Annotated in this window: 25 protein-coding genes; 7 read left to right on the top strand and 18 right to left on the bottom strand. The window is 73.3% G+C overall.

The annotated features are described in order from the left end of the window. Positions 1–155: 155 nt before the first annotated feature. Positions 156–2,888 carry a discoidin domain-containing protein gene (locus tag BLR33_RS30925; protein WP_093787970.1) on the top strand — a complete coding sequence of 911 codons (2,733 nt, stop codon included), beginning with the start codon at positions 156–158 and terminating at the stop codon, positions 2,886–2,888. A gap of 84 nt (positions 2,889–2,972) precedes the next feature. On the opposite strand, the gene BLR33_RS30930 is transcribed toward BLR33_RS30925, so the two are convergent. The 3 genes from BLR33_RS30930 to BLR33_RS30940 are packed head-to-tail and all read right to left on the bottom strand — an operon-like array spanning position 2,973 to position 5,552. After that, the gene (locus tag BLR33_RS30930) at positions 2,973–3,926 is read right to left on the bottom strand and encodes a hypothetical protein (protein ID WP_093787971.1); all 954 of its coding nucleotides are present in this window, start codon (positions 3,924–3,926) and stop codon (positions 2,973–2,975) included. Between the two features lie 46 nt (positions 3,927–3,972). Then, positions 3,973–4,665: an HAD family hydrolase gene (locus tag BLR33_RS30935; RefSeq protein WP_093787972.1), complete on the bottom strand. Its 693-nt coding sequence runs from the start codon at positions 4,663–4,665 to the stop codon at positions 3,973–3,975. After that, entirely contained in the window at positions 4,662–5,552 is an 891-nt protein-coding gene (locus tag BLR33_RS30940; RefSeq protein WP_176930661.1) for a winged helix-turn-helix domain-containing protein, read from the bottom strand. Before BLR33_RS30940 ends, BLR33_RS30935 begins: the two co-directional genes overlap by 4 nt. Positions 5,553–5,882: 330 nt before the next feature. Here BLR33_RS30940 and BLR33_RS35445 point away from each other — a divergent pair, with 330 nt between their 5' ends. Beyond that, positions 5,883–6,050 carry a hypothetical protein gene (locus tag BLR33_RS35445; protein WP_176930663.1) on the top strand — a complete coding sequence of 56 codons (168 nt, stop codon included), beginning with the start codon at positions 5,883–5,885 and terminating at the stop codon, positions 6,048–6,050. A gap of 96 nt (positions 6,051–6,146) precedes the next feature. Here BLR33_RS35445 and BLR33_RS30945 read toward each other — a convergent pair whose 3' ends face one another. Then, positions 6,147–6,713, bottom strand: a complete 567-nt coding sequence (locus BLR33_RS30945; protein WP_093788015.1) for an RsiG family protein — start codon at positions 6,711–6,713, stop codon at positions 6,147–6,149. 300 nt (positions 6,714–7,013) lie between these two features. Here BLR33_RS30945 and dtd point away from each other — a divergent pair, with 300 nt between their 5' ends. Further along, positions 7,014–7,439 carry a D-aminoacyl-tRNA deacylase gene (dtd, locus tag BLR33_RS30950; RefSeq protein WP_093788016.1) on the top strand — a complete coding sequence of 142 codons (426 nt, stop codon included), beginning with the start codon at positions 7,014–7,016 and terminating at the stop codon, positions 7,437–7,439. A 49-nt stretch (positions 7,440–7,488) separates the two neighbouring features. Here the strand turns inward: dtd and ygfZ are convergent, their stop codons facing one another. The 6 genes from ygfZ to BLR33_RS30985 all read right to left on the bottom strand — a co-directional run bounded on the left by ygfZ (position 7,489) and on the right by BLR33_RS30985 (position 12,826). Continuing rightward, positions 7,489–8,460 (bottom strand): CAF17-like 4Fe-4S cluster assembly/insertion protein YgfZ, encoded by a 972-nt coding sequence (gene ygfZ / locus BLR33_RS30955; protein WP_093787974.1) that lies wholly within the window; start codon positions 8,458–8,460, stop codon positions 7,489–7,491. A gap of 32 nt (positions 8,461–8,492) precedes the next feature. After that, complete coding sequence (locus tag BLR33_RS30960; RefSeq protein ID WP_093787975.1) at positions 8,493–8,951, bottom strand: Fur family transcriptional regulator; 459 nt, start codon at positions 8,949–8,951, stop codon at positions 8,493–8,495. A 20-nt stretch (positions 8,952–8,971) separates the two neighbouring features. Next, positions 8,972–9,535: an FABP family protein gene (locus tag BLR33_RS30965; protein WP_093787976.1), complete on the bottom strand. Its 564-nt coding sequence runs from the start codon at positions 9,533–9,535 to the stop codon at positions 8,972–8,974. A gap of 218 nt (positions 9,536–9,753) precedes the next feature. Then, positions 9,754–10,878 (bottom strand): hypothetical protein, encoded by a 1,125-nt coding sequence (locus tag BLR33_RS30975; protein ID WP_176930665.1) that lies wholly within the window; start codon positions 10,876–10,878, stop codon positions 9,754–9,756. Beyond that, on the bottom strand, positions 10,878–11,834 hold the full coding sequence (locus tag BLR33_RS30980; RefSeq protein WP_093787977.1) for a hypothetical protein: 957 nt from the start codon (positions 11,832–11,834) through the stop codon (positions 10,878–10,880). Before BLR33_RS30980 ends, BLR33_RS30975 begins: the two co-directional genes overlap by 1 nt. Then, positions 11,831–12,826, bottom strand: coding sequence for a hypothetical protein (locus BLR33_RS30985; RefSeq protein WP_093787978.1), 996 nt, complete (start codon positions 12,824–12,826; stop codon positions 11,831–11,833). The genes BLR33_RS30980 and BLR33_RS30985 overlap by 4 nt, the downstream gene beginning before the upstream one ends. Positions 12,827–12,909: 83 nt before the next feature. Here BLR33_RS30985 and BLR33_RS30990 point away from each other — a divergent pair, with 83 nt between their 5' ends. Next, positions 12,910–13,272, top strand: coding sequence for a DsrE family protein (locus tag BLR33_RS30990; RefSeq protein WP_093787979.1), 363 nt, complete (start codon positions 12,910–12,912; stop codon positions 13,270–13,272). A 46-nt stretch (positions 13,273–13,318) separates the two neighbouring features. On the opposite strand, the gene BLR33_RS30995 is transcribed toward BLR33_RS30990, so the two are convergent. From BLR33_RS30995 to BLR33_RS31025, 8 genes are all read right to left on the bottom strand, one after another. Further along, entirely contained in the window at positions 13,319–13,699 is a 381-nt protein-coding gene (locus tag BLR33_RS30995) for a DUF3099 domain-containing protein (RefSeq protein ID WP_093787980.1), read from the bottom strand. Between the two features lie 200 nt (positions 13,700–13,899). Beyond that, entirely contained in the window at positions 13,900–14,193 is a 294-nt protein-coding gene (locus tag BLR33_RS31000) for a DUF1416 domain-containing protein (protein WP_093787981.1), read from the bottom strand. Positions 14,194–14,281: 88 nt separating this feature from the next. Further along, positions 14,282–15,118: a sulfurtransferase gene (locus BLR33_RS31005; protein WP_093787982.1), complete on the bottom strand. Its 837-nt coding sequence runs from the start codon at positions 15,116–15,118 to the stop codon at positions 14,282–14,284. Between the two features lie 175 nt (positions 15,119–15,293). Continuing rightward, complete coding sequence (locus tag BLR33_RS37215) at positions 15,294–15,425, bottom strand: Ms5788A family Cys-rich leader peptide (RefSeq protein ID WP_407639744.1); 132 nt, start codon at positions 15,423–15,425, stop codon at positions 15,294–15,296. 132 nt (positions 15,426–15,557) lie between these two features. After that, positions 15,558–16,250, bottom strand: a complete 693-nt coding sequence (locus tag BLR33_RS31010; RefSeq protein WP_093787983.1) for an LmeA family phospholipid-binding protein — start codon at positions 16,248–16,250, stop codon at positions 15,558–15,560. A 359-nt stretch (positions 16,251–16,609) separates the two neighbouring features. Further along, positions 16,610–18,298 carry a hypothetical protein gene (locus tag BLR33_RS36505; protein ID WP_245771778.1) on the bottom strand — a complete coding sequence of 563 codons (1,689 nt, stop codon included), beginning with the start codon at positions 18,296–18,298 and terminating at the stop codon, positions 16,610–16,612. 7 nt (positions 18,299–18,305) lie between these two features. Continuing rightward, entirely contained in the window at positions 18,306–18,593 is a 288-nt protein-coding gene (locus tag BLR33_RS31020; RefSeq protein ID WP_176930667.1) for a MoaD/ThiS family protein, read from the bottom strand. Between the two features lie 158 nt (positions 18,594–18,751). Further along, the gene (locus tag BLR33_RS31025) at positions 18,752–19,582 is read right to left on the bottom strand and encodes an alpha/beta hydrolase (RefSeq protein ID WP_093787984.1); all 831 of its coding nucleotides are present in this window, start codon (positions 19,580–19,582) and stop codon (positions 18,752–18,754) included. 172 nt (positions 19,583–19,754) lie between these two features. On the opposite strand from BLR33_RS31025, the gene BLR33_RS31030 reads away from it, so the two are divergent. From BLR33_RS31030 to BLR33_RS31040, 3 genes are all read left to right on the top strand, one after another. Further along, complete coding sequence (locus tag BLR33_RS31030; RefSeq protein ID WP_093787985.1) at positions 19,755–20,534, top strand: response regulator transcription factor; 780 nt, start codon at positions 19,755–19,757, stop codon at positions 20,532–20,534. A 43-nt stretch (positions 20,535–20,577) separates the two neighbouring features. After that, on the top strand, positions 20,578–21,669 hold the full coding sequence (locus tag BLR33_RS31035) for a LacI family DNA-binding transcriptional regulator (RefSeq protein ID WP_093787986.1): 1,092 nt from the start codon (positions 20,578–20,580) through the stop codon (positions 21,667–21,669). 111 nt (positions 21,670–21,780) lie between these two features. After that, positions 21,781–23,073, top strand: a complete 1,293-nt coding sequence (locus BLR33_RS31040; protein WP_093787987.1) for a S1C family serine protease — start codon at positions 21,781–21,783, stop codon at positions 23,071–23,073. Positions 23,074–23,189 lie beyond the last annotated feature (116 nt).

Here is a 23,189-nt window from a genome sequence, read left to right on the forward strand (position 1 = left end):
CGAAGGGACCGCCCGTGGCGACCAAGGCAAGACCCCCTGTTGCGCGCTCGCGTGCACATACACCCGACGACACCCCCCGTACGGCCGAAAACCGCCGCTCGGCGCGCCCCCGCCGCCTCGCGCGAGCGCTCGGCATCGGCACGACCACCGCCGTCGTGGCCGCGCTGGCGAGCACGGCCGCGGTGGCCGCCCCGGCCCCCGAAGGCAGCCCGCACGCGGCGGCGTTGAGGATCTACGCCGCCCCCGACGGGAACGGCGCCGCCTGCCTTCAGGCCAATCCCTGCACGCTGACCGCCGCGCAGGCGAAGGTACGAGCGGTGAGCCGCACCGCCGGTACCGACATCGACGTGGTGCTGGCCGGCGGCACGTACCGCCTGGACCAGACCCTCGCCTTCGACGCCGCCAAGGGCGACGGCGGCAGCGACGGGCACACCGTCACCTACGAGGCGGCGCCCGGCGCGCAGCCCGTGCTCAGCGGCGGGCAGCAGGTGTCCGGCTGGAAGCAGGGCGCCGACGGCGTGTGGTCGGCGAAGGTGCCCGCGACCGCGGACGCCCGGCAGCTCTACGTGGACGGCGTGCGCGCCCAGCGCGCCCGCGGCTCGGACCCCACCGGCTTCACCCGCACCGCCACCGGCTACACCACCTCGGACACCACGCTCGACAGCTGGAAGAACATCAGCGACGTGGAGTTCGTCTACAACGTCGGCTGGACGCAGATGCGATGCGGGGTCGCCTCCGTCTCGGGCACCTCCGTGGTGATGGACCAGCCCTGCTTCGACAACTCCACGAAGAAGCAGTACGGCGTCAACGCCGACCTGCCCAGCTTCGTGGAGAACGCCCGCGAGCTGCTGAACGACCCCGGCGAGTGGTATCTGGACAAATCCTCGCACACCCTCTACTACAAGCCCCGCGAGGGCCAGGACCTGCGCACCGCCGACGTCGAACTCCCGCGCCTGCAGACCCTGGTGTCAGGCACCGGCACCGAGGCGCACCCGCTGACCGGCCTCTCCCTGAGCGGCATCACCTTCGCCTACGGCAACTGGACCGGCTCCGACACCGCCGACGGCTTCTCCGAGGTCCAGGCCAACATGCGCCTGACCGGCGACGACGCGTGGCAGAAGCAGGGTTCCTGCGACCGCTTCTCGACGACCGACCCGGGCACCTGCCCGTACGGCAACTGGACGATGACGCCCGGCAATGTCGTCTTCGACCACACCCAGGGCCTGTCCATCACCGGCAGCACCTTCCAGCACCTGGGCGCGGCGGGCCTGCAACTCGGCCGCAATGTCGCCGGATCGACGCTGCGCGGCAACGTCTTCACCGACATCTCCGGCAACGGCCTGGAGATCGGCAACGGCACCGACGCGAACCCCGACGACGTCTCGCTGCTGCCGCACGACAACACGGTCGCCGACAACTGGGTGCACAACGTCGCGGTGGAGTACACCGGCGGCGTCGGCATCTTCCAGGGCTACGCCCGCGACGACGTGATCGAGCACAACCAGGTCAACGACGTGCCCTACAGCGGCATCAGCTCCAACTGGGGCTGGGGCCGCACCCCGACGAAGACCGCCGGCAACAAGATCCTGGACAACCTGGTCTTCGACGCCATGCAGCAGCGCAATGACGGCGGCGGCATCTACGTCCTCGGGCAGGAGGGCGACTCGCTCGCCGACGGCCTGCTGATCAGCGGCAACGTGGTGCACGACGGTGTCGGCGGCGGGCACGCCATCTACACCGACGGCGGCAGCCAGTACATCACCATGACCGGCAACGCGATGTACGGCAACGACGAGTTCTCGATGGGCGGTTGCCGGGAGAGCGACGGCACCCCGTACGGCGACTTCGTCTTCACCGGCAACTACGTGGAGAACACCACGCCGGACTGGCCGTGCGGCGCGCCCGACGACTTCACCGGCGACAACATCAAGGTGGGCTCGGACGGCAGCGGAGTGCCCGCCTCGCTGCTCGCCGCCGCCGGGCTGGAGGCGCCCTACGCGCACCTGGCCGACGCCCCCGCCGGCAGCGCGCCGGTGAACCTCGCCACGGGCAAGCCCGCGCAGGCGCAGTTCCTCGACGGCAGCCCGGCCCAGCTCCAGCCGGGCAACCAGGTCGCCAGCGCCACCGACGGCGACCCCTCCACCTGGGTGCAGGCCAGCGGCCAGTTCCGCTGGCAGCTGGTGGTCGACCTGCAGCAGCCGCAGGTCCTCGGCTCGGTGACGGTCGGCATGCCGCAGCCGCACTACGCCACCGACTTCCACGTCGACGCCTCCACGGACGGCTCGGCCTGGACGACGGTCGGCACCGTGCACGACAGCGGCTGGGGCACCGTGCCGGTCCTCTTCGGCTCGCCGGTCACCGCCCGCTACCTGCGGGTCGTCGCCGACAAGCCGGACGACTGGGGCCAGCGCGGCGACCAGATGGCGATCAGCGAGATCGGTGCCTACGCGCCCGGGCTGAGCAACCTCGCGCTGGGCAAGCCGGCGCAGGCGCTGTTCATCGACCGCACGCAGGCCGACATGCAGCCGAACTCGCTGCCCTCGTACGCCACCGACGGCGACGCCTCGACCTGGGCGCAGGCCACCGGCCAGTACCGGTGGATCTCGCAGGTGGACCTCGGCGCGCAGCGCTCGATCGACCTGGTGACGCTGCTCCAGCCGGACGACAAGTTCGCCACGCAGTTCCACGTGGACGTCTCGGCGGACGGCTCCAGCTGGTACACCGTGGCCCGGCACGGCGGAAGCGCGGGCGGCCTCACCGGAATCCAGCTCGACCACCCGGTCAAGGCCCGCTACCTGCGCCTGATCGTGGACCGCCCCGACCAGGGCGGCCAGACCGGCGGCCAGATGGCCGTCAGCGAACTGTCGGCCTACGGCCCATCCGCCTGACACCCCCGGCTGACCCACCCAGGGGGCGGCGCCCTGACCAAGGCGCCGCCCCCACCCCTGCCCCGGCGAACTCAACGCGGCCGGTCAGTGGCGGAGGCGGGTGCGCCAGGCGAGGTAGGGGACCATCGGGGAGCGGTCGTCGAGGTAGCGCCAGGGGAACTCCGTGGCCCGGGTGCCCAGTTGGCGGAAGAGGTGACGGGCGGCCTGGCGCTCGCCGGCGAGCGCGAAGGCCAGGGCGAAGGTGTTGAACGGCACCGGCCAGTCCAGCCGGCGGGCGAACGCCGGATGCAGCACCGAGCGGCCCGCGGCCTCGTACAGCTCCTGCGCGACGCTCGGCTCGGCCAGGAAAGCGGAGTCGGGGTCGGCCCCGCGCTCGCGCCACTGCTCCAGGTAGGCCCTGGCCACCAGCTCCCCGCGCGGGCTGCCCTCGGGCGCCGACGCGGTGGCCTCCCGGGCGAAGGCGGGCATCTGCGCGAGGGGCAGCTGCAGCAGCCGCTCGCGGTGGGCGGCGTGGTGCTGGGGGTCCCGGGCCCGTACGGCCTCGAACCGCTCACGCGCGACGTCCGCCCCGAGGTCCAGGCCGTGCCCGCTCATCAGCAGGAAGTACCAGGGCGCGGACTGCCCGGGAGCACTGTCCGCCGCCTCCCGCAGCAGTGCCTCGGCCGTCTCCAGGCGCTGCCGGAACAGTTCCAACTGCGGCCGCGGCACCGCCTCTTCTGGGCCCCGCCCCCGTGCCTGCCAGGCCCACGCGATCTGCCGGGCGCCGCCCACCAGCCGGGCCCGGGTCCCCTCGTGCTCCCCGATCCACCGCTCCACCCCGGCGACCTGCCCGACGCCCTGGACGAGGAACGCGGTCTCCTCGCCGTCCCCGGCCGCCGCCAGCTGGGCCAGCACCCCGTCCCAGTCCCGCCGCCCAGCGGCCTTCCGGGCCCGGGCCAGCCGCGCGTCGCCGTACGAGGGGTCGAGCGCGGGCGGCTTCCGCCGCAGCCAGAACTCGTCCCCCTCGGCCTTGTGCGCCCGCAGGTACCGCTTCCACACAAGCCCCTGTCTACCACGCACGGGGCGGCCGGGCCGCGAGCGGAGGTCAGGCGGGGGCGAGGGCGGTGAGGAGCGGGCGCCAGGCGGAGATGGTGTGCGTGGCGCCCGCGTGGCGCAGGGCCAGGTCGTGGCGGGGGGACTTGGCGAAGCCGAGGAAGGGGATGCCGAGCTGGTCGGCGGCCTGGAAGTCGGTGGCCGAGTCGCCGACCATGAGGGCTTCGGCCGGGGCGGTGCCGGCGGAGCGCAGGGCGCGCCGCACGGAGTCGGGGTGCGGCTTCATCAGCGCGGGGTCGGCGGCGCGGCCGTGCAGGCGGTCGCCGAAGTACGCGGTCAGGCCCCGGCGGTCGAGGTAGTGGGCGACGGCGGCGCGGCCGTTGTTGGAGGCCACCGCGAGCCGCACGCCCCCGGCGGCCAGCGCCCGCACGACCCGGTCGGCGTCCGGGGTGGGCTCGGCGGCGTCGACGGCGGCGACCTCCTCGCCGGTCAGGAACTCCTCCAGCCGGGCCACGTCCTGTTCGCCGAGCTTGTGGCCCGCGTCCCGCAGCACTTCCATCGGGTCGGTGGGCGCGGCGCCGGCGTAGAAGTCCAGCCCGCGTTCCTCCAGCCAGGCGACCATGCGCTCGGCCACGACCTCCGCCGGGTGCCCGGCGAAGAGCCCGCACAGGGGGCCGTCGAAGTCGAAGAGCAGGCAGCGGACGTTGTCCAGGAGCCCGGCAGCGGAGTGCGAGGGATCGGTCACCGGTCGAGTGTTGCGGGTTTGGCGACCGTTTGCCAGAGCTGATCGAACCACGTCTGGGTCTGCCGCACGAACGCCGTTGACGTCGGGTCGTCGCCCGCCGCGGTGAACCGGAAGAGCACCGACTCGGTGCCGAGCGCGTCGTAGAAGGCCACCTCGGGCTCGCCGGGCCGCATCGGCACCGAGCGCTGCTGGAAGGAGTAGTGGCCGTGCAGCAGCTCCCCCCGGTTGAGCAGGTAGACCTTGAACAGCGGGGTCGCGGCCAGCGTGCGGATCTGCACCGACACCCGCGGCTCGGGCCCGGAGTCGGTCAGCGACTCGAAGCAGTTCGCCAGGTAGGGCGCCTGGCGGCGGAGCAACGCGGTGATCCGCTGCCGGGGCCGGGTGTCGGCGGGGTCGTCCACCGGCTCGCCGACCAGCAGCCGCGCCTCGGAGTCGGCGAGCAGCGCGCGTACGGTCACCGACACCGGGATCGGCTCGCCGTTCTGCTTCTTCTGCCGGATCCGGATGACCTCGCGGCCGATCGCGTGGTTGAGGGTCTCGCCGGACAGCGAATAGGCGTCGATCGTGACGTGCTCGGCCTCGAAGGCGTCCTTCAGCGCCGCGGCGAGCACCACGCCCGCCTCGCCCGAGGTGTACGAGGACGAGCCGCCGCCGCGGACCACCGGCGAGCGGCCGCGGCCGCCGAGGGTGACCAGGCCGTCGGTCTCCAGCTGCTTGACCGCGCGCCGCACGGTCGAGCGGGAGACGGCGAACCGGCGGCACAGCAGCTCCTGCTTGGGCAGTTCGCTGCCCGGCGGGTAGGTCCCGTCCCGTATGCCGGAGCGGAGCACGTTGGCCACCATCTGGTACGTGCGGCCGGCGTCGATCGCCTCCGTGTAGACCTCCATGTCGCGACGGTACATGCAGCGGCCAACCTCAGCCAGATGACTGCCACTTGGCTGCTTGCAGGAGCCAACTGGGGTGCATCCCCGGCCGGTTGTCCGCACCCTGCGCAGGATGTGGCCCGGGCACCGCCCGCCATGGCGGTGCCGGGCACCGGCGTGATCGTCCGCTGTCGGCTCCCTGCTGCTGCCCTGACCCTCCCCTGTCACTGCGTGCACCACCAAGAACGTGCAGGTCAGGCGCACTTCTCCCATGGTTGGCCGGCCCCTTGGCCCGCGACCATGGAGTCACGGCCGGCAGCGGGAACCGGCCGTACGGGGGAGGAGGTGGCAGCCGTGCTCGCACTGAATGTGTGCGCCTACGTCGCCGAAGAGGTCGTGCAGTACCGCTACGGGACGGCGGGCGCGCTCGCCGTGGCGCTGATCGGCATCGGGCACCGGGCGAAGAACACGGTGTGCACGGCGCTGGGGCTGGTGGCCCTGGCCCTGCTGCTCGCCCGGTAGCGCGCGGGGAGGAGCGGGGGGCGCCCGCAGGAGCCGGGAGCACCGGGGGGCGCCCCGGGGAGTACCGGGCCGGCGAGCGCCGGGGAGCCGGCGGTGTCACTCACCGGAGAGCAGGTCCTCCACGTGCGCCTCGCCCTCCCGGTAGCGGCGGGTGATCTCCGCCGAGCAGGCGTCCACCGTGTGCTGCAGGACGTGGCGGCGGCGGGAGACCTGCTGCTCGTGGCGGGCGAGGCGGGCCATCGCGGCCCGCAGTTCGGGGTCGGTGCGGGCGGCCAGGTCGGAGAGCTCGACCTCGGAGAGCATCTCCTCGGCCAGCCCCCGCACCCCCTCCGTCAGCGGCGTGCCGAGCGTGACGTGCCGCGCGGAGGACCGTACCGGGGCCGGGCCGTCGGTGAGGATCTCCGAGAGCCGGTCCACGACCGCCGGTCCCTGCGAGGGCTCGGCGGCCCCGTCCCGGCGGCGCAGCTCCGCCTGCAGGATGTCGATCCGGCCGTGCAGCATCCGCCGCAGGTACGACAGGTCGGCCTCCTCGCGCTGGGCGTCGCGGCGCAGGGCGCGCAGCGCGTCCAGGCCCAGGGCGCCGAAGTCCGGCACCGGCGGGTCGGCGAGCGGGCTGCGCGGGGCGGGCGGCCGTAGCGGGCCCGTCGCGTCGGCCTTCAGCATGGGTTGACCCTTCCTGCTGGGCGCCGCCAAGGCGGCGGCCTTGGTCGCGGCAGTGCCGGACACCGCCGGTTGTGCGGTGCCGGAAGTCTCTCCGGCGCCGGTGGTGATCATGCCTCTCGGTCCCCTCCGGGCGTATGTGCGCACCGCCCGGCTCGATGCTGCCACCTGCCGCGGGCGCCGCGCAGGCGCCCTGCACCCGAACGGCCGTCGCAACAGTTGTGCGACGCCGCCGACCGGCCGAACCGCCCCCGCCCCCACCCGTGTGAGGGAGGCCGGGACCCAGGCGCCACAATGAACGCCATGCGAGCGGTGGCACAGCGGGTGAGCGAGGCAAGCGTCGTGGTCGACGGCGAGACCGTCGGCGCCATCGGAGGGCCGGGGCTGTGCGTCCTGGTCGGCGTGACGCACGAGGACACCAAGGAGAAGGCCGCCGCGCTGGCCCGCAAGCTGTGGACGCTGCGCATCCTGCCCGAGGAGCGCTCCTGCTCCGACATCGACGCGCCCCTCCTGGTGATCAGCCAGTTCACGCTTTACGGTGACGCCCGCAAGGGGCGCCGCCCCACCTGGAACGCGGCCGCGCCCGGCCCGGTCGCCGAGCCGCTGGTGGACGAGGTCGTCGCCCAGCTGCGGGCGCTGGGCGCCACCGTGGCCACGGGCGTCTTCGGCGCCGACATGAAGGTGTCGCTGACGAACGACGGCCCCTTCACGGTGGTCATCGACCTCTAGAACCTCACCCAAGGACCTCATCGGCCTCCAGCAACCCGGGACAGCGGGCTCAGGGCGCGACGACCGTCTCCTGGGCGGCGGCCGTGTTCTCGTCCGCGATCAGCGTCGCCCGCTCCGGGGTGCTGCGCTTGACCAGGGCGAGCGCGATCGGCCCCAGCTCCCAGTGCCGGGCCGACGAGGTGATGAAACCGACCGCGCGGCCCTCGGCGCCCTCCTCGGCGACCCGCACCGGAGCCCCGTGCGCGGGCAGCCGCACCTCGCTGCCGTCCAGGTGCAGGAAGACCAGCCGGCGCGGCGGCCGGCCCAGGTTCTGCACCCGGGCGACCGTCTCCTGGCCCCGGTAGCAGCCCTTGTGCAGGTGCACCGCGGAGTCCAGCCAGCCCAGCTCGTGCGGGATGGTGCGGTGGTCGGTCTCCAGGCCCAGCCGCGGGCGGTGCGCCTCGATGCGCAGCGCCTCGTGGGCGAGGACGCCGATCGCGGGCCCGGCGGTCGCGGCGAAGGACTCCAGCTCGGCGCGCGGCACGAACACGTCCCGCCCGTACGCCGTCTCGCGCACCGGCCAGTCCTCCGGGACCCGGGTGATGGAGCCGGCCGGCAGGAACACCAGCGCGTAGCGGTCGGTGGCGTCCTCGACCTCGACCCGGTAGAAGAACTTCATGCTCTCCAGATAGGCGAGCAGCGCCTCCTGGGTGCCGGGCTCGACGTGCATCCAGGTGGTGGCGCCGTCGTCCACCAGGTAGAGCGCGTGCTCGATGTGGCCGTGGGCGGAGAGGATCAGCGCCTCGGTGGCCTGGTGCGGCGGGAGTTGCTCCACGGCCTGGGTGAGCAGCAGGTGCAGCCAGGACAGCCGGTCCGCGCCCGAGACCGCCACGACACCGCGGTGGGACAGGTCCACGAAGCCGGTGCCGTCGGCGAGGGCGCGCTGCTCGCGGAAGAGGTCGCCGTAGTGGGCGGCGACCCCCTCGTCAGGGCCTTCTGCGGGGACGGCGCCAGGAAGCGACAGCAAAGGGCTCTTCGTCATGCCGTCAAGCGTACGACCGCCGGGTCACCCGGTTACGCCTCGGCCCGGCCGCCGGCCCCGGTCCCCGTCCCGGACTTGCCGGCGCAGTCCTTGCAGCGGCCGAAGATCGCGAAGTGCTTCATGTCGGTCTCGAAGCCGAACCGCTCGCGCAGGGTGTCCCGCAGCGGCGCCGCCAGCTCCACGTCGGCCTCGGTGACCGCGTCGCAGTCGCGGCAGACCAGGTGCATGTGGTTGTAGCGGTCGGCCAGGTGGTAGGTGGGCGCGCCGTGGCCGAGGTGGGCGTGGTTGACCAGGCCCAGCTCCTCCAGCAGTTCCAGGGTGCGGTAGACCGTGGAGATGTTGATGCCCGAGGCGGTCTTGCGCACCTCGCACAGGATGCCGTCCGGCGTCGCGTGCTCAAGGGCGTCGACCGCCTCCAGGACAAGCTCCCGCTGCGGGGTCAGCCGGTAGCCGCGCTGCCGCAGGTCGCTCTTCCAGTCGGTGCTCGCCACACCGCAAGTGTAGGACCGCCCTACTTGAAGAAGGCGATCCCGTCGTCGGGGAGATCCTTCAGATCGGCCGCCCACTCGCGCGGGTCGACCACCTTCTTCAGGTGGGCCGACATGTAGGCGCGCAACGGCACCGCCGGGGTGGCCTTCTCGCCGACCCACATCAGGTCGCCGTTGACGTACCCGTACAGCCGCTTGCCGCCGCTGTACTCGGCGGCCTGCGGGAGACGGGCGACGGCGTCGGTGACCAGGTCGATCTGCGGTTTGCCCTCGGCCAATTCGCCGGTCCAGATCTCCACCACGCCCTCGTCGCGGGTGGTGGTCACGTCGACCTTGCGCTCGGCGTCGATCCGCCACCAGCCGCTCTCGGACTCCAGCGGGCGGACCTTGTTGCCCTTGTCGTCCAGCACCCAGGTGTGCGAGGTGTACTCCAGGAACGGCCGGCCGTCGTGGCTGAAGACGACTTCCTGGCCGAAGTTGCACTTCTCCGCGCCCGGGAAGTCGTGCACGCCCGCGCCGGTCCAGCGGCCGAGCAGGAAGGCCAGGGGGACGAGTTCCGGGTGCAGGTCGGAGGGGATCTCGATCATGTCAGCGCTGGCCCTGGTACAGCTTCTTCACCGCGTAGAAGGTGAAGGCGGCGACGCCCAGGCAGACCAGGATGAGCAGGGCGTCGAAAAAGTACTGGATCTCCACGGACGTGCTCCTAGCGGCTGGTCGGGCGGGCTGTACCAGTCTAGTGGGCGGGGGCGGGGCGGTCGCGGCCGCCCCGGCCCCGCCCGGACCCCTGCCGGGACCGGGCCCGGCCTCAGCCGAGCAGCTGGGCCTGCAGCCGGACCGTCTGCTCGAACGGCACCTCGGGCACCGCGCCCAGGGCGCCCTTGCGGGTCTGCACCACCAGGCCGACCACGTCGCCCGAACGCAGACGGGCGAACTTCACCGCCGCGGCGCCGTACGGCTTGTCCTCGGCCTGGCCGTCCACGGACACCCCGACCGGGACACCTGTGCGCTGCGGGCCGACGTCCTCGCTCGCCTCGGGCGCGGCCTTGAGCGTCATGCCCTGCATGTCGTCCTGGTACGTCTCCGCGTAGCCGGCGGTGATGAACTGCAGCAGGTAGACCTCGGTGCGGGTGCCGTCCGGCATCGTCCAGGCGCGGGCGGCGATGTGCCGCAGCCCGGCGTCGCGCGCGATGGTCGCCGCGTCGTCGACGAACCACTGCGAGCCGAGGTCGAACGTCTTCAGGAAGTCCTTCGTCGGCAGGAAGCCCTTGGCCCCGGGGAAGGCCGGATCCGCCGTCGCGGTCACGGGCGCCGGCAGCAGCAGCGAGCGCACGTCGGCGTAGTGGATACCGGCCGTGTTCGAGGACGCCAGCGGGCGCGGGCTGCCGGAGGGCAGCCGGGGCAGCGCGACCGGCGGATACGTGTAGCGGCCGTCGTCGGGCGTCCTGAGCCCCGGAATGTGCGTCCGCTCGGGCTGCGTGACGCCGTAGGCGGCCGCGCCCCCGAAGGCGGCGAACACGAGCAGCGCGGCGGTCCAGCGCGCGACGGCCCGCAGCTTCCGCCGCGGCGGCCGGGCGGGCGCCTCCGCGTCCCCGTGACCGGCCAGGACGTCGGCGTCGGGTACGAGGGGCTGCGCGGACGGGGACGTGAGCGGGTCGCCGGGCTGCTCCGGGACCGGGAGGAGCGCGACCGGTTCCGCGCCTGCGGGGGCAGGCTCGGCGGCAGGCCGGGGCGGAACCGTCTCCGCTACGGGCGCGGTCTGCGTGACCGGCACGGGCAGGACGGTCTCCACAACCGGCTCGGGCTCCGTGGCCGGGACAGCCGGGACGGTCCCGGCGACCGGCGCGGGCTCCGTGGCCGGCATCGGCGGGACCGTCTGCGTGAGCGGCCCTGGCTCGGCGCCCGGGACCGGCTGGGGGGTGTGCTCGGACATCAGACGGCCTCCCCAGGGTCCCTGACCCGGTCCAGCTGCTTGCGGAACAGCGCGGCCGCCTCGTTCTTCTGCAGCGGCTTGACCCCCTCGACCTCGAGCTCGACCATCAGGTCGCCCTCGGTCGCCTCGCAGGTCATCTCGTCGAGCTTGTCGCTCTTGTCGGCCGGCGGCAGGAAGCACGCCGCCTTCGGGTAGCCCTTGATCTTCGGGCCGTCACGGAAGACGCCGAGCGCCTTGGAGAAGTCCCGGAAGAAGTCGGTCTGCGCCCGCGCCCCCTCCTCGTTCTTCATCTGCACCAGCCGGATCTGGACCTCCATGTCGCTGGTGTTCTTGCTGTACGTGCGCATGCCGGCGCCCTCGATGTGCAGGGCGTCGATCGACTTGTCCAGTTGCTTGCGCTCCTTGGCGCTCAGGTCACTGAGGTCGCCGCGGAACAGGTCGGTGGCCTGCTTGACGCCGAGGACCACGTCGTTGCCGTAGGCATCGACGTCCTCACCCGGGCCGTACCCCTCGGGTATCGGCAGCAGAAGCAAGCGGAGGCTGCCGTAGTGGCTGCCGCCGGACCTGGCACCGAACGCCTTGGTGGCGGTGGGCGTCGGGGCGGTCCAGGGCGCCGCCACGTGCGTGCCGTTCTTGCCGTCACCTCCGTGCAGCACCGCGTAACCGACCCCGCCGCAGGCCGCCACGGCGACGAGCACGCCGGCGGTGACCAGGGCGGTCCGCCGCCGGGGCCGCGCGGTCGCGGTCGGCTCGGGTGGCAGGGCGGGCGGCAGCGGCGGCAGGGGTGCCGGGAAGGCGGCGGGGGCCTCGGGAGCGGGCGCTTCCGCAGAGAACACCGCGTGCTGCAACGGTGCGGGTTGCTCGGGGGCCGGCTCGGACGCGGACTCGGGCGCGGGCTCCTGCGGAGCGTTCACGGCGGCCGGAGCGTCGTCGGGCATCGGCGTCTGGTCGCTCACAGCCGCTCCAGTTGCTTGCGGATGAGGGTCATCACCGTCGCGGCCTTCACCGGGTGCAGCCCGTCCACATACACCTCGACATCGAAGTTGCCGTATTCGGCGGCGCCGCGGCCGAGGTATTCCGGCAGGTACCCGGCCTCGCGGTGCGGCGCGGCCGAGGGCCACACCGAGCCGTTGTCCACACCGGGGATGTCGACGGACGAGCCGTCCTCGGGATTCTCGTCGTTGGTCATCACTTGGGCGGCGAAGTCGGAGCGCGCATTGGCCTTGGTCTCGTCGCGGAACTGCGTGAGGATCACGGTGTAGTACTCGTCGTGCTGCTTCCACTCCGCCAGCGCGCTGCGCTGGAAGTTCCACCCGGCCATCTCCGTGAAGATGTAGGCGGGGTCGTTGTACTCCTCGGAGTAGTCGAGCAGCGACTCCCAGCCGCGCTGCGTCTCGTGGGCGCCCTTGGGCGTGGGGACGAGCAGCTTGGTCAGGTCCTTGTGGAAGACCAGGCCGCCGTCCTCGGAGGCGGGCAGCGCGGGTGCGGGCGGGGCGGCGCCCTTGGGCTGGGGCAGCGCGGCGCCGGTCAGCGGCGGCAGCGGTGTCGGCTTGCGGTCGTACTGGATGCGGTAGCCCAGGCCGCCGCCGGCGAGCACGCCCAGGACGGCGGCGCAGGCGATGAGCAGCGTCGTACGGCCCCGGCGGCGCGGCTTGCGCGCGGGCGGTCCTGGCGGCGCCTGTGCCGCGGGCTCGGCTGCGGGCTCCGTGATCGGCTCGGCCGGCCCGAAACCCGACTCGGTGACCGGCTCGGCAGTCGGCCCTGCGGCCGGCTCTGCGGTGAGCCCCGCAGCGGCGACAGCGGTGTCCGCAGCGGGCTGCGCCCCGGTCGCTTCCGCACGGGCGTCGTGCGGCGGTTCGGGGACGTCCGGCGCCTGATCCGGCGCGCTCTCCGGGGCGGAATCCGCCGCCGGGCCCCCAGGACGGCCTCGGCCGTCATCGATATGCACTTCTTTGCCCCCCCGGGCATGAACCTCACGTCGCGTGTCCCATACACGCGGACCTGAGTTATACCACCGCCTAGTGTGTGCATATGCAAAATAAACTGGTCGTGAAGGTGACCGCCGGGGCCGATGCGCCGGAGCGCTGCTCGCAGGCGTTCACGGTGGCCGCTGTCGCCGTCGCCAGCGGGGTGGACGTCTCGCTGTGGCTGACCGGGGAGTCGGCGTGGTTCGCGCTGCCGGGCCGGGCCGCGGAGTTCGAACTCCCGCACGCCGCACCGCTGCCGGAGCTGCTGGACTCCGTACTGGCCGCGGGCACCGTCACGTTGTGCACGCAGTGCGCCGCCCGCCGCGGCATCACCGAGGCCGACGTGATCGAGGGCGTACGGATCGCGGGCTCGCAGGTGTTCGTCAGCGAGATCATGCAGGACGGCGTGCAGGCGCTCGTGTACTGAGCACTCGATGTGCGCTGGTCAAGGCGCCGCAAGACGGTGCCGGCGACTATTCGTGGCGGTTCTTGCGGTTGCCCTCGTCCAGTTCGGCCCACCACGCGTCGGACTCCGGGTCGCCGCAACTGCCGCTCGACGCACGGGACTTCGGCGAGGTGCGCGGCCGGTCGGCCGCGGTGCGGCCGGGCGGGGCGGGGGTCCGCCGGGTGCTCTCCGTGTCCTTGCCGGCACTGTCCGTCTCGTCGAACCAGCGGTCCTCGGGGCCGCGCCGGTTGGCCACGATCGCGGCGAACGGGGGGATCACCATGGCCACCACGCACATCCCGATCGCCGCGGGCACCGACCACAGGCGCACCACGGCCCACGCCAGGACGAAGAGCACTACGCAAGTGCCCATCATGGCGAAGTACCAGTGTCGGCGACGTGCGTTCACCCTTCAACGGTACGTCCGGACGGCCCGATGAGCACCCGGCGGAAGCATGCAGACGCAAGGACCGCACCCCCTTGCGCGGGGTACGGCCCTTGCGTCGGTTCGTGCGGGCCCGGGGCGGGGTCCGGTCCGTGCGGTCAGCGGGTCACGTGGACCGCCACCGCACCGCCGGCTCGCCCTGCCGGATCGCCGTCAGGCCGCCGTCAGACTGCGATGGCCACCTCGGCCGCGGTGCCCTGCTGGGCCACGACGACCGTGCGGTCCACGGTGGCGCCTGGCACGAGGGCGCGCAGCGTCCAGGTGCCGGGCGCCGCGAAGAACCGGAACTGGCCGGTGGCGGAGGTGGGGACCTCCGCGGTGAACTCGCCGCCGCCGTCCAGCAGCCGGACGTAGCCGCTGACCGGCTCGCCGTCGCGGGTCACCGACCCCTGGATGATCGTCTCCTTGGACACGTCGACTCCTGCCAGATCCGGTCCGCCGGCCTTGGCTCCACACATAACCTTCAGTCCTCCGGGTCGCGTTGTGCTGCGCTTGTCGGTGTTCGGCTGCGGGCCGGTCCGCGGCCCGCAGCCGAACAACTGGTGCTCAGTTGGCGCCGAGCTCGATCGGCACGCCGACCAGGGAGCCGTACTCGGTCCACGAGCCGTCGTAGTTCTTGACGTTGGTGACACCGAGCAGCTCGTGCAGCACGAACCAGGTCAGCGCGGAGCGCTCACCGATCCGGCAGTACGCGATGGTGTCCTTCGCGAGGTCCACCTGCTCCTCGGCGTAGAGCGCGGTCAGCTCCTCGTCGGACTTGAAGGTGCCGTCGTCGTTGGCGTTCTTCGACCACGGGATGTTGCGCGCGCTCGGGACGTGGCCGGGGCGCTGCGACTGCTCCTGCGGCAGGTGCGCGGGGGCGAGCAGCTTGCCGGAGAACTCGTCGGGCGAGCGGACGTCGACCAGGTTCTGCGCGCCGATGGCGGCGACCACGTCGTCGCGGAAGGCGCGGATCGAGGTGTCCTGGGCCTTCGCGGTGTAGGTGGTGGCGGGCCGCACCGGCACCTCCTCGACCAGCTCGCGGGCGTCCAGCTCCCACTTCTTGCGGCCGCCGTCGAGCAGCTTGACCGACTCGTGGCCGTAGAGCTTGAAGTACCAGTAGGCGTAGGAGGCGAACCAGTTGTTGTTGCCGCCGTAGAGCACGACCGTGTCGTCGTTGGCGATGCCCTTGGCCGACAGCAGCGCCTCGAAACCGGCCTGGTCGACGAAGTCGCGGCGGACCGGGTCCTGGAGGTCCTGCTTCCAGTCGATCTTCACCGCGTTCTTGATGTGGTTCTTGTCGTAGGCGGAGGTGTCCTCGTCCACCTCCACGATGACCACCTTGGGGTCGTCGATGTGGGCCTCGACCCAGTCGGCGTCCACCAGGACGTCACTGCGGCTCATGCTGTTCTCCTCCGGGGCAGTACGGATGTGCCAGGTGCGGTGGCGCGGTGCGCGCACAGCGGCAACGCGTCGAGGATGCCTTGCGGCGGGGGACTCGCGGGGCAGGCAGGCCGGATCGCTCCCGATCGGGGTGGATCGCCCGGAAGGGCACCCGGATGTGCGACGGCCGCCGCCTTCAGGACGGTCGACAGAGCATGGCGGCCACGCGGCACAGGTCCACTGCCCGCCGCTTCGTGAGGTCCGCCTGCTGCTCCATAACCACCGATCGTAGGCAAGCGGGCGGTCGAGTGTCACCGGTATGTCGCATGCTGAGACAGAAGGGTCCGTATGCTGGAACAGGGGTCACGCGGGGTGTCGGCGGGACGATCGGGCGCCCGTTCGAGCCGGTCCGTACGGGTTCGCGACGCCGCTGCGGGAGCCCGGCGTGGACGCCCGCGTCTCAGTTGGCGAGAACGACGCCGGTGCCGCTGAAGGTCACCGTGACGCCGTCCTTGCCGGTCGTCACGCTCTGCAGGTGCAGGCCCACCGGGAGGTGGCTGAGCTGCGGGCTGAAGTCGATCGCGTGCCGCACCTCGTCGCCCAGGCCGAGGCTCTCGAACGGCTCCGGGACGGTCTCCGCCCGCAGCCGCACGGTGTCGTCCTGCCCGTCGGCGACGGTCACCTTGCTCAGCACGCTCAGCTTCGCCGCCCTCACCGACCCGGTGATCCGCACCTCGTCGGTCTTCCCCGGCCCCGCGTACGAGACGGTGACGCCGCCGGCGGCCTTGGTCAGCTCGTCGTACGTGATCAGGGCGCGGCCGGTGGCGCGGTCCGCCTTCGCGCTGCGGTAACCGTCGGAGAGCTTCACGTGGTACAGGTCGGCGTGGAAGTCCTGGACCTCCACGGTGCGGCCGGCGCCGCCGGCGACGACGCCGTCGGCGCTGATCGTCACGTGGTCCAGGGTGCCGGAGGCGGCCTGGGTGAGGAACGGGAAGCCCTTGATCGAGATCTTGGGCTTGTCGGAGAGGCCCTCGGTCGCCTGGGCCCGCTCGGCCGCCTTGCCCTGGGCGATCGCCAGCGCGATCCGGTCGGCGGCCACGAAGAGGACGCCGAGGATCACGACGACGATCAGGGTAATCCGGGCGGTGCGCATGCGGTTCGCTTCTCCTCGGGGGCAGGTCGCCGTTGAAGGGTTCCGCAACGCCTGACGGGCGAACGGGGCAGTACGGTTCCCGTATTTTGCGATCTTTCGCTTTTACGGGGTGGCTCAATGAACCCTGTGTGCGCTTCGCCACCGGATCGGAGGGGCGGTGGCCGCCCGGCCCCGGGCCACCGGCCTGTGAGTGGTTCCTCGCGCCGTTCCCCGCGCCCCTGGGTCGTACGGGGGCGCCGCCCCCACTCAGCCGGACCCGCCGTGCGCTTCGCCACCGGACCGGTGGGGCGGTGGCCGCCGCCTCCGGGCCACCGGCCTGTGGGGGGCTGGGCGCGCCGTTCCCCGCGCGCCTTTGGTGGCTAGGTGAAGGCTTGGGCCAGGGCGTAGGTGGCGGGGGCGGCGGCGGTGAGGGGGAGGGCCACGCCTGCGGTGAAGTGGACGAAGCGGGAGGGCCAGTCGTAGCTGGCGACACGGAGGCCGATGAGGGCGCTGGTTCCCGCGGCGAGGGCGAGGGCCAGGGCGTGGCCTGTGCCGAAGCCGGTGGCCGGGCCGGTCAGGGCGCCCGTGGCGGTGGCCACCGCAAGGGAGGCGACCAGGGAGACGGGCTCGCCGCCGGGCAGGCGGGGGGCTCGTACGAGGGTGGCCGCCGCCACGGCGATCAGCGCGACCACCACGGGGTCGGAGCCCGCGTGCGAGGTGGCCGTGGCGAGGTAGCCCGCCGCGACCACCGTGAGCAGGGTGGAGGCGGAGGTCGCCGTGAGCGAGGAGAGCCGTTCGTCGGCGGACCCGTGGTGCCGCAGTTGCAGCACCAGGACGAAGAGCAGCCAGACGCCGAGGGTGCCGAGCAGGGCGACGGGCCCGTGGGCGCCGTTGACCGCCAGCACCGCCGCGTCCGCGGTGACGCCCGCGAGGAACGCCAGCACGATGCCCTGCCGCGCGGGCCACATGCCGTTGAGCCGGAACCAGCCCGCGGCCGTCACGCCCTCCAGCAGCACCAGCACCACAGCCAGCGCCGGCTTGCCGAGGGCGGCTCCCCCGGCGAGCAGCAGCCCGAGCACCGCGGTCAGCGCGGCCGGCTGGATGCCGGGCGGGATGATCGGCGAGCCGGTACGGTGCGGGGCCTGGGGTTGCTCCTCCACGACGGGCAGCGCGGCCGTGCGCTCCAGCTCCGGCTCGGCCGCGGCACCGGCGTTCGCCTCCTGCGCCGGGTGGTCCCGGCCGGGAGCGGGGTACGGGGCATGGGTGTGCGCGGCCTGCGCGGCGGCAGCGGGCGGTCCGGCCCAGCCCTGCGCGGGCTGCGGGCCGCCGTAGCCGGCGCCCGTCCAGGCCCCACCTGCCGTGGGCACCCCGTACTCGGCGCCGGGCTCGGTCTCGGAGGGCAGCTGGGCAGCCAGCGGCTCGGGCACGTAGGTGCCGTAACCGGCGTAACCGGATTGGGAGTTCTGGGCACCCGGGTGGGCGCCCTGGCCGTACGCGTCGGCACCGGGCTGTGGCGGGGTCGCGTGACCGTGGCCGCCCGCGGGGTACGAATCGGCCGAACCGGCCTGGTAGGCGGCCTGCTCGTAGCCTCCGGGGTGGCCGTACTGCGGGGGCCGGCCGTGGTCGGGCTGCGCGGGCTGCCCGTATCCGCCGTGCTCGTAGCCGGGTTGGGCCCCCGGTTGCGCGCCGGTTTGTGTTCCGGGCCGCATCCGGCCGTCCGGCCCGAAGCCCGGCTGCGGTCCGCCGTACTCCGCGGCGCCCTGCCCGTAACCGCCCTGATGCGCGGGCGGCACGGCCCCGTCCTGGCCGTACCCGGCCCCGGACCCCGTCGGCATGCTTCCGCCCTGATCGAACCCGGACCCCATCGGCATGGTCCCGTCCTGGGCGTATGGGCCGTACTGGGCGTACCCGTTGCCGGGGGCGGGGGGCTGCGGGGGTGTCGGGCCGTCCTGGCCGTACGTCTGCGGGTCGCCCTGGTCGTAGGGCGGCTGCGGGGTGTCCCAACTCGCGGCCTCGGCGGGCGCGTAGCCGTACTGCTCGGGGTCCTGGGGGTTCTGCGTGTCGCTCATCGGCGGCTCAGCCTCCTGCGAAGGGCGGCAGGACCTCGACGGTGCCGCCCTCGGGGAGGGGGACCGCGGCGTGGTCGCGGGCGCCGACGGGGGTGCCGTCGACGAGGAAGGAGCAGCGCAGCAGCACGCGGGCGAACTCCGGTTGCCGGGCGTGGCGTTCGCGGGCGGCCGCGAGGGCGTCGGCGAGGGTGGCCGCGCGGTACGGCTCCTCGGCCGTGCCCGCGGCGGCCTTCGCGGCGGCCCAGTAGCGGATCGTGCCCGCCGCGGGGGCCGTATCCGTGTCAGATGCGGTCATCGCTCCGTCCCGTCTCGGTGGGAGTCCCCGGCGGGGCCCCTCGGTGCCGGCCGGCGGCACCCCGGGGCCGTCCGGCGCACCCCGCCGGCCCTGCCCGCACGGGCGGACGCCGCTGTTCGCCGGACAGACCCTAGTGCGTCCATCATGGCCCGTCCCGCTCACCCGGCGGGAAAGCGGGAGGTCAGCCAGGCGCCGATGCGGGCGAGCAGCTCCGGGCCGGCGGCGTTCTCGGCGTGGCCGAAGCCCGGTTCGATCCACAGCTCGGCGTTGTCGCCGGCCGCGTCCACCAGCGAGAGCGGATGGTCCAGCGGGAAGTAGGCGTCGCGGTCGCCGTGCACGACCAGTAGCGGGGCGGGCGCGATCAGCGGTGCCGCCTCGACCGGGGAGAGCGGCACCGGGTCCCAGTCGTAGGGGTGGATGCGGGTGCGCAGGCCGAGCCGGGAGACCAGCCGGCCCGCCGGGCGCATCACCACCCAGTGCAGCCGCCGCATGGGCGCGGTGCCGCGGTAGTACCAGCGGGCGGGCGAGCTGACGGCCACCACCGCGTCCACGCCGACGATCCCGGCGTGCCGGACCACCACGGAGCCGCCCATCGAGAAGCCGACCGTGGCGATCCGCTCGTAGCCGAGCCGGCGGGCCCAGCGCACGGCCGCGTCCAGGTCGAGCACTTCGAGGTCGCCGACGGTGGAGCGGCCGCCGGAACCGCCGTGGCCGCGGAAGGAGAAGACGACCACCCCGCCGTGGGCGCGCAGCCGCTGGGCGGCCCGGAGCAGCGCCGGGCGCCGCATGGAGCCGCTGAAACCGTGCGCGACGACGATCGCCAGGCGGCGCGATCCGTCCGCCGCGGGCAGGTGCCCGGCCTCGATCGGCACTCCGTCGGTGGTCAGCAGAGCGCCCCGGGAACCGGTCTCGGAACCACTGCGGGAGTCACCCGATGTGACCACGAGATTTCGCGGATGTTGGTCGCCGGTCTCGGCAGGGCTGCTCATGTGGGCTATTCTTCCGTGGAAGAGGACCTGGGCAATGTCGCCCCCGGGTCCTTTCGTGCTTTCCGGCAGACCACGCACCGCCGCCCGGCGGCCGAGGAGGGTCAGGTTTGAGACAGCCCGCCTCCCCCGCCGTGGTGCAAGGCTGCCGGACGACGACCGACGGGAGCGCCCGGTGAGTTCTCTGCTGCTACTGACCAACGCCCTTCAGCCCTCGACCGAAGTGCTCCCCGCGCTCGGCCTGCTGCTGCACAGCGTGCGGGTGGCGCCTGCGGAGGGGCCCGCCCTGGTGGACACCCCCGGCGCGGACGTGATCCTCATCGACGGCCGCCGTGACCTGCCGCAGGTGCGCAGCCTGTGCCAGCTGCTGCGCTCCACCGGCCCCGGCTGCCCGCTGGTGCTGGTCGTCACCGAGGGCGGCCTGGCCGCGGTGACCGCGGACTGGGGCATCGACGACGTGCTGCTGGACACCGCGGGCCCGGCCGAGGTCGAGGCGCGGCTGCGGCTGGCCATGGGCCGCCAGCAGATCACCGGGGACGACAGCCCGATGGAGATCCGCAACGGCGACCTGTCGGTGGACGAGGCGACCTACAGCGCCAAGCTCAAGGGCCGGGTGCTCGACCTGACCTTCAAGGAGTTCGAGCTGCTGAAGTACCTCGCGCAGCACCCGGGCCGGGTCTTCACCCGGGCCCAGCTGCTGCAGGAGGTGTGGGGCTACGACTACTTCGGCGGCACCCGGACCGTGGACGTGCACGTCCGGCGGCTGCGGGCCAAGCTCGGCGTGGAGCACGAGTCCCTCATCGGCACCGTGCGCAACGTGGGTTACCGGTTCGTCACTCCGGAGAAGAGCGAGCGGGCGGGCGAGGAGGCCGGCCGCACCGAGCCGGCGCCGGCCGCCGCGGAGCCCGCTGACCAGCACGCGGCCGGCCTGACGTCGGTCGAGCAGACCGTCTGAACAACCGTGTGACGGCGGGATAGACACGCGTAGACTGCGCGACGTGCCCAAGGTGACGCGCGACGACGTGGCCAGGCTGGCGGGGACCTCCACCGCGGTCGTCAGCTACGTCATCAACAACGGACCCCGGCCGGTAGCCCCGGCCACCCGCGAGCGCGTGCTCGCGGCCATCAAGCAGCTCGGCTATCGCCCGGACCGCGTGGCCCAGGCGATGGCCAGCCGCAGGACGGACCTGATCGGCCTGATCGTCCCGGACGCGCGCCAGCCCTTCTTCGCGGAGATGGCGCACGCGGTGGAGCAGGCCGCCTCCGAGCGCGGAAAGATGGTGCTGGTCGGCAACTCCGACTACCTCGACGAGCGCGAGGTGCACTACCTGCGGGCGTTCCTCGGCATGCGCGTCTCCGGGCTGATCCTGATCAGCCAGGGCCCGAGCGAGAACGCGGCGATAGAGATCGACGCCTGGGACGCGCGCGTGGTGCTGTTGCACGAGCGCCCCGAGGCGATCGACGACATCGCCGTGGTGACCGACGACATCGGCGGCGCCCAACTGGCCACCCGCCACCTGCTGGAGCACGGCCACCCGTATGTGGCCTGCCTCGGCGGCATCGAGAAGACGCCGGTGGTGGGCGACCCGGTCACCGACCACGTCGTCGGCTGGCGGCGGGCGATGGAGGAGGCGGGGCGGTCCACCGAAGGCCGCCTCTTCCAGGCCCCGTACAACCGGTACGACGCCTACCGGGTCGCGCTCGACCTGCTGGCGGGCCCGGACCGGCCGCCGGCGATCTTCTGCGCCACCGACGACCAGGCGATCGGCGTGCTGCGGGCCGCCCGGGAGCTGCGCATCGATGTCCCCGGCGGCCTCGCGGTGGCCGGCTTCGACGACGTCAAGGAGGCCGCGCTCGCCGACCCGCCGCTCACCACGGTGGCCTCCGACCGGCAGGCGATGGCGCGGGCCGCGGTGGACGCGGTGCTGGACGACTCGCTGCGGGTGCCGGGCTCGCGCCGGGAGCGGGTGCGGCAGTTCCCGTCCCGCCTGGTGGTGCGCGGCTCGTGCGGCTGCGGCCCCCATCCGGGCGTACCGGCCGCGGCACCGCTGCGGCAGCCGGTCGAGAACGGTGGAGTACAGGCCGGATAAGGTCCCGGACGGCCCGCCGCCGATCATCCTTATATCGGGCATACCTACTTCTGTCGGGCTTCTCAGCGTCCGCTCAGGCGGCTCTCATGAAACGCGGTCACAGTCGTAGACATGACCAGCGAGAGCAGCCTCCCCAAGAGCCCCTGGGGCGAGACCCCGGGCGACGGTTCCCAGTACCCGCACTCTCCGGTTCCCGCCGGCCCCGGCTACGGCGAGCAGCCGCAGCCGCCCGTCGTGCAGGGCTCGGTGGTCGGCCGGCACGACCAGCCGTACGGCCCCTACGCGCAGGCCGACCGCGGCGCCGGCTACCCGCCGCCGCCCCCGTACGGCCCCGGCGGCGGCTTCGGCAACGGCTTCGGCGAGGGCGGCACCCCCGGCTCCGGCGACGGTTCGGGCAGCGGCTCCGGTGACGGCAGCGGCTTCGCCTCCGGCGGCCACGGCGACAGCGGCCACGGCCCGGGCGGCTACCCGCCGCCGGCCGGCGACCCCGCCCCCCAGCACCGGCGGCGGGCCGGCCGGCCGCTCGCCCTCTTCGCCGCCGTGGCCCTGGCCGCGGGCGTGATCGGCGGCGGCGCCGGCGCCCTGATCGGCCGCTCCGGCGGCCACTCCACCACCGCGTCGACCACCGCCGCGGTGAACGCGGCCGCGATCAACGGCACGGTGGCCGGCGTCTACAAGGCGGTCAACCCCAGCGTGGTGGAGATCAACGCCACCTCCGGCGAGGGCAAGTCCACCGGCGCCGGGGTGATCATCACCTCCGACGGCCAGATCATCACCAACAACCACGTGATCGCCGGGTCCGACAACGTCTCGGTGACCTTCAGCAGCGGCAAGACCGCCACCGCGACGGTGGTGGGCACCGACCCGAAGAAGGACCTGGCGCTGATCAAGGTGAGCGGCGCCGGCAAGCTGCCCGCGGCCGTTCTCGGCGACTCCTCGGCGGTCGCGGTCGGCGACCAGGTCGTGGCGATCGGCTCGCCCGAGGGCCTGAGCGACACCGTCACCAGCGGCATCGTCTCCGCGCTCAACCGGGACGTCACCGTGCCGGTCGAGGACGGCCAGAGCCAGGGCGAGCAGGACCAGTCGCCCTTCGGGAGCGGTGGCGGCGGCGACCGGTGGCCGTTCTCCTTCGGCGGCAACCAGTACAACGGCAGCACCGGCAGCTCCACCACCACGTACAAGGCGATCCAGACCGACGCCTCGCTCAACCCGGGCAACTCCGGCGGCGCGCTGATCAACCTCAGCGGGCAGATCATCGGCATCAACTCGGCGATGTTCGCCGGCTCCTCCGACAGCGGCAGCTCCTCCTCGGACGCCGGCAGCGTCGGCCTCGGCTTCGCCATCCCGATCAACACGGTCAAGTCCGACCTGGCGCACCTGCGGGCGGGCGGCGACCAGGGCTGACCCCCGCGGGAGGACGGGGAGAGGACCGCAAGGACACCGCGGGGCCGGGGCCGTCAGGGGCCGCACCGGGACCGCGGGCGCGGCGGGGGACGGCGGGAGCGTGCCGCCGGGGCACG

Origin of the sequence: Actinacidiphila guanduensis, from assembly GCF_900103985.1 — a bacterium.
Taxonomy (GTDB): domain Bacteria; phylum Actinomycetota; class Actinomycetes; order Streptomycetales; family Streptomycetaceae; genus Actinacidiphila; species Actinacidiphila guanduensis.

Excerpts from the sequence above, each read along its gene's own strand:
- BLR33_RS31020 (WP_176930667.1), bottom strand. The coding sequence starts at position 18,593 with ATGACCGCATCTGACACGGATACGGCCCCCGCGGCGGGCACGATCCGC.
- BLR33_RS37215 (WP_407639744.1), bottom strand. The coding sequence starts at position 15,425 with ATGCGACATACCGGTGACACTCGACCGCCCGCTTGCCTACGATCGGTG.
- BLR33_RS30975 (WP_176930665.1), bottom strand. The coding sequence starts at position 10,878 with ATGTCCGAGCACACCCCCCAGCCGGTCCCGGGCGCCGAGCCAGGGCCG.
- BLR33_RS31000 (WP_093787981.1), bottom strand. The coding sequence starts at position 14,193 with ATGTGTGGAGCCAAGGCCGGCGGACCGGATCTGGCAGGAGTCGACGTG.
- BLR33_RS30990 (WP_093787979.1), top strand. The coding sequence starts at position 12,910 with ATGCAAAATAAACTGGTCGTGAAGGTGACCGCCGGGGCCGATGCGCCG.
- BLR33_RS36505 (WP_245771778.1), bottom strand. The coding sequence starts at position 18,298 with ATGAGCGACACGCAGAACCCCCAGGACCCCGAGCAGTACGGCTACGCG.
- BLR33_RS31010 (WP_093787983.1), bottom strand. The coding sequence starts at position 16,250 with ATGCGCACCGCCCGGATTACCCTGATCGTCGTCGTGATCCTCGGCGTC.
- BLR33_RS31005 (WP_093787982.1), bottom strand. The coding sequence starts at position 15,118 with ATGAGCCGCAGTGACGTCCTGGTGGACGCCGACTGGGTCGAGGCCCAC.
- BLR33_RS30945 (WP_093788015.1), bottom strand. The coding sequence starts at position 6,713 with ATGCTGAAGGCCGACGCGACGGGCCCGCTACGGCCGCCCGCCCCGCGC.
- BLR33_RS31040 (WP_093787987.1), top strand. The coding sequence starts at position 21,781 with ATGACCAGCGAGAGCAGCCTCCCCAAGAGCCCCTGGGGCGAGACCCCG.
- BLR33_RS30940 (WP_176930661.1), bottom strand. The coding sequence starts at position 5,552 with ATGGAGGTCTACACGGAGGCGATCGACGCCGGCCGCACGTACCAGATG.
- dtd (WP_093788016.1), top strand. The coding sequence starts at position 7,014 with ATGCGAGCGGTGGCACAGCGGGTGAGCGAGGCAAGCGTCGTGGTCGAC.
- BLR33_RS30965 (WP_093787976.1), bottom strand. The coding sequence starts at position 9,535 with ATGATCGAGATCCCCTCCGACCTGCACCCGGAACTCGTCCCCCTGGCC.
- BLR33_RS31025 (WP_093787984.1), bottom strand. The coding sequence starts at position 19,582 with ATGAGCAGCCCTGCCGAGACCGGCGACCAACATCCGCGAAATCTCGTG.
- ygfZ (WP_093787974.1), bottom strand. The coding sequence starts at position 8,460 with ATGACGAAGAGCCCTTTGCTGTCGCTTCCTGGCGCCGTCCCCGCAGAA.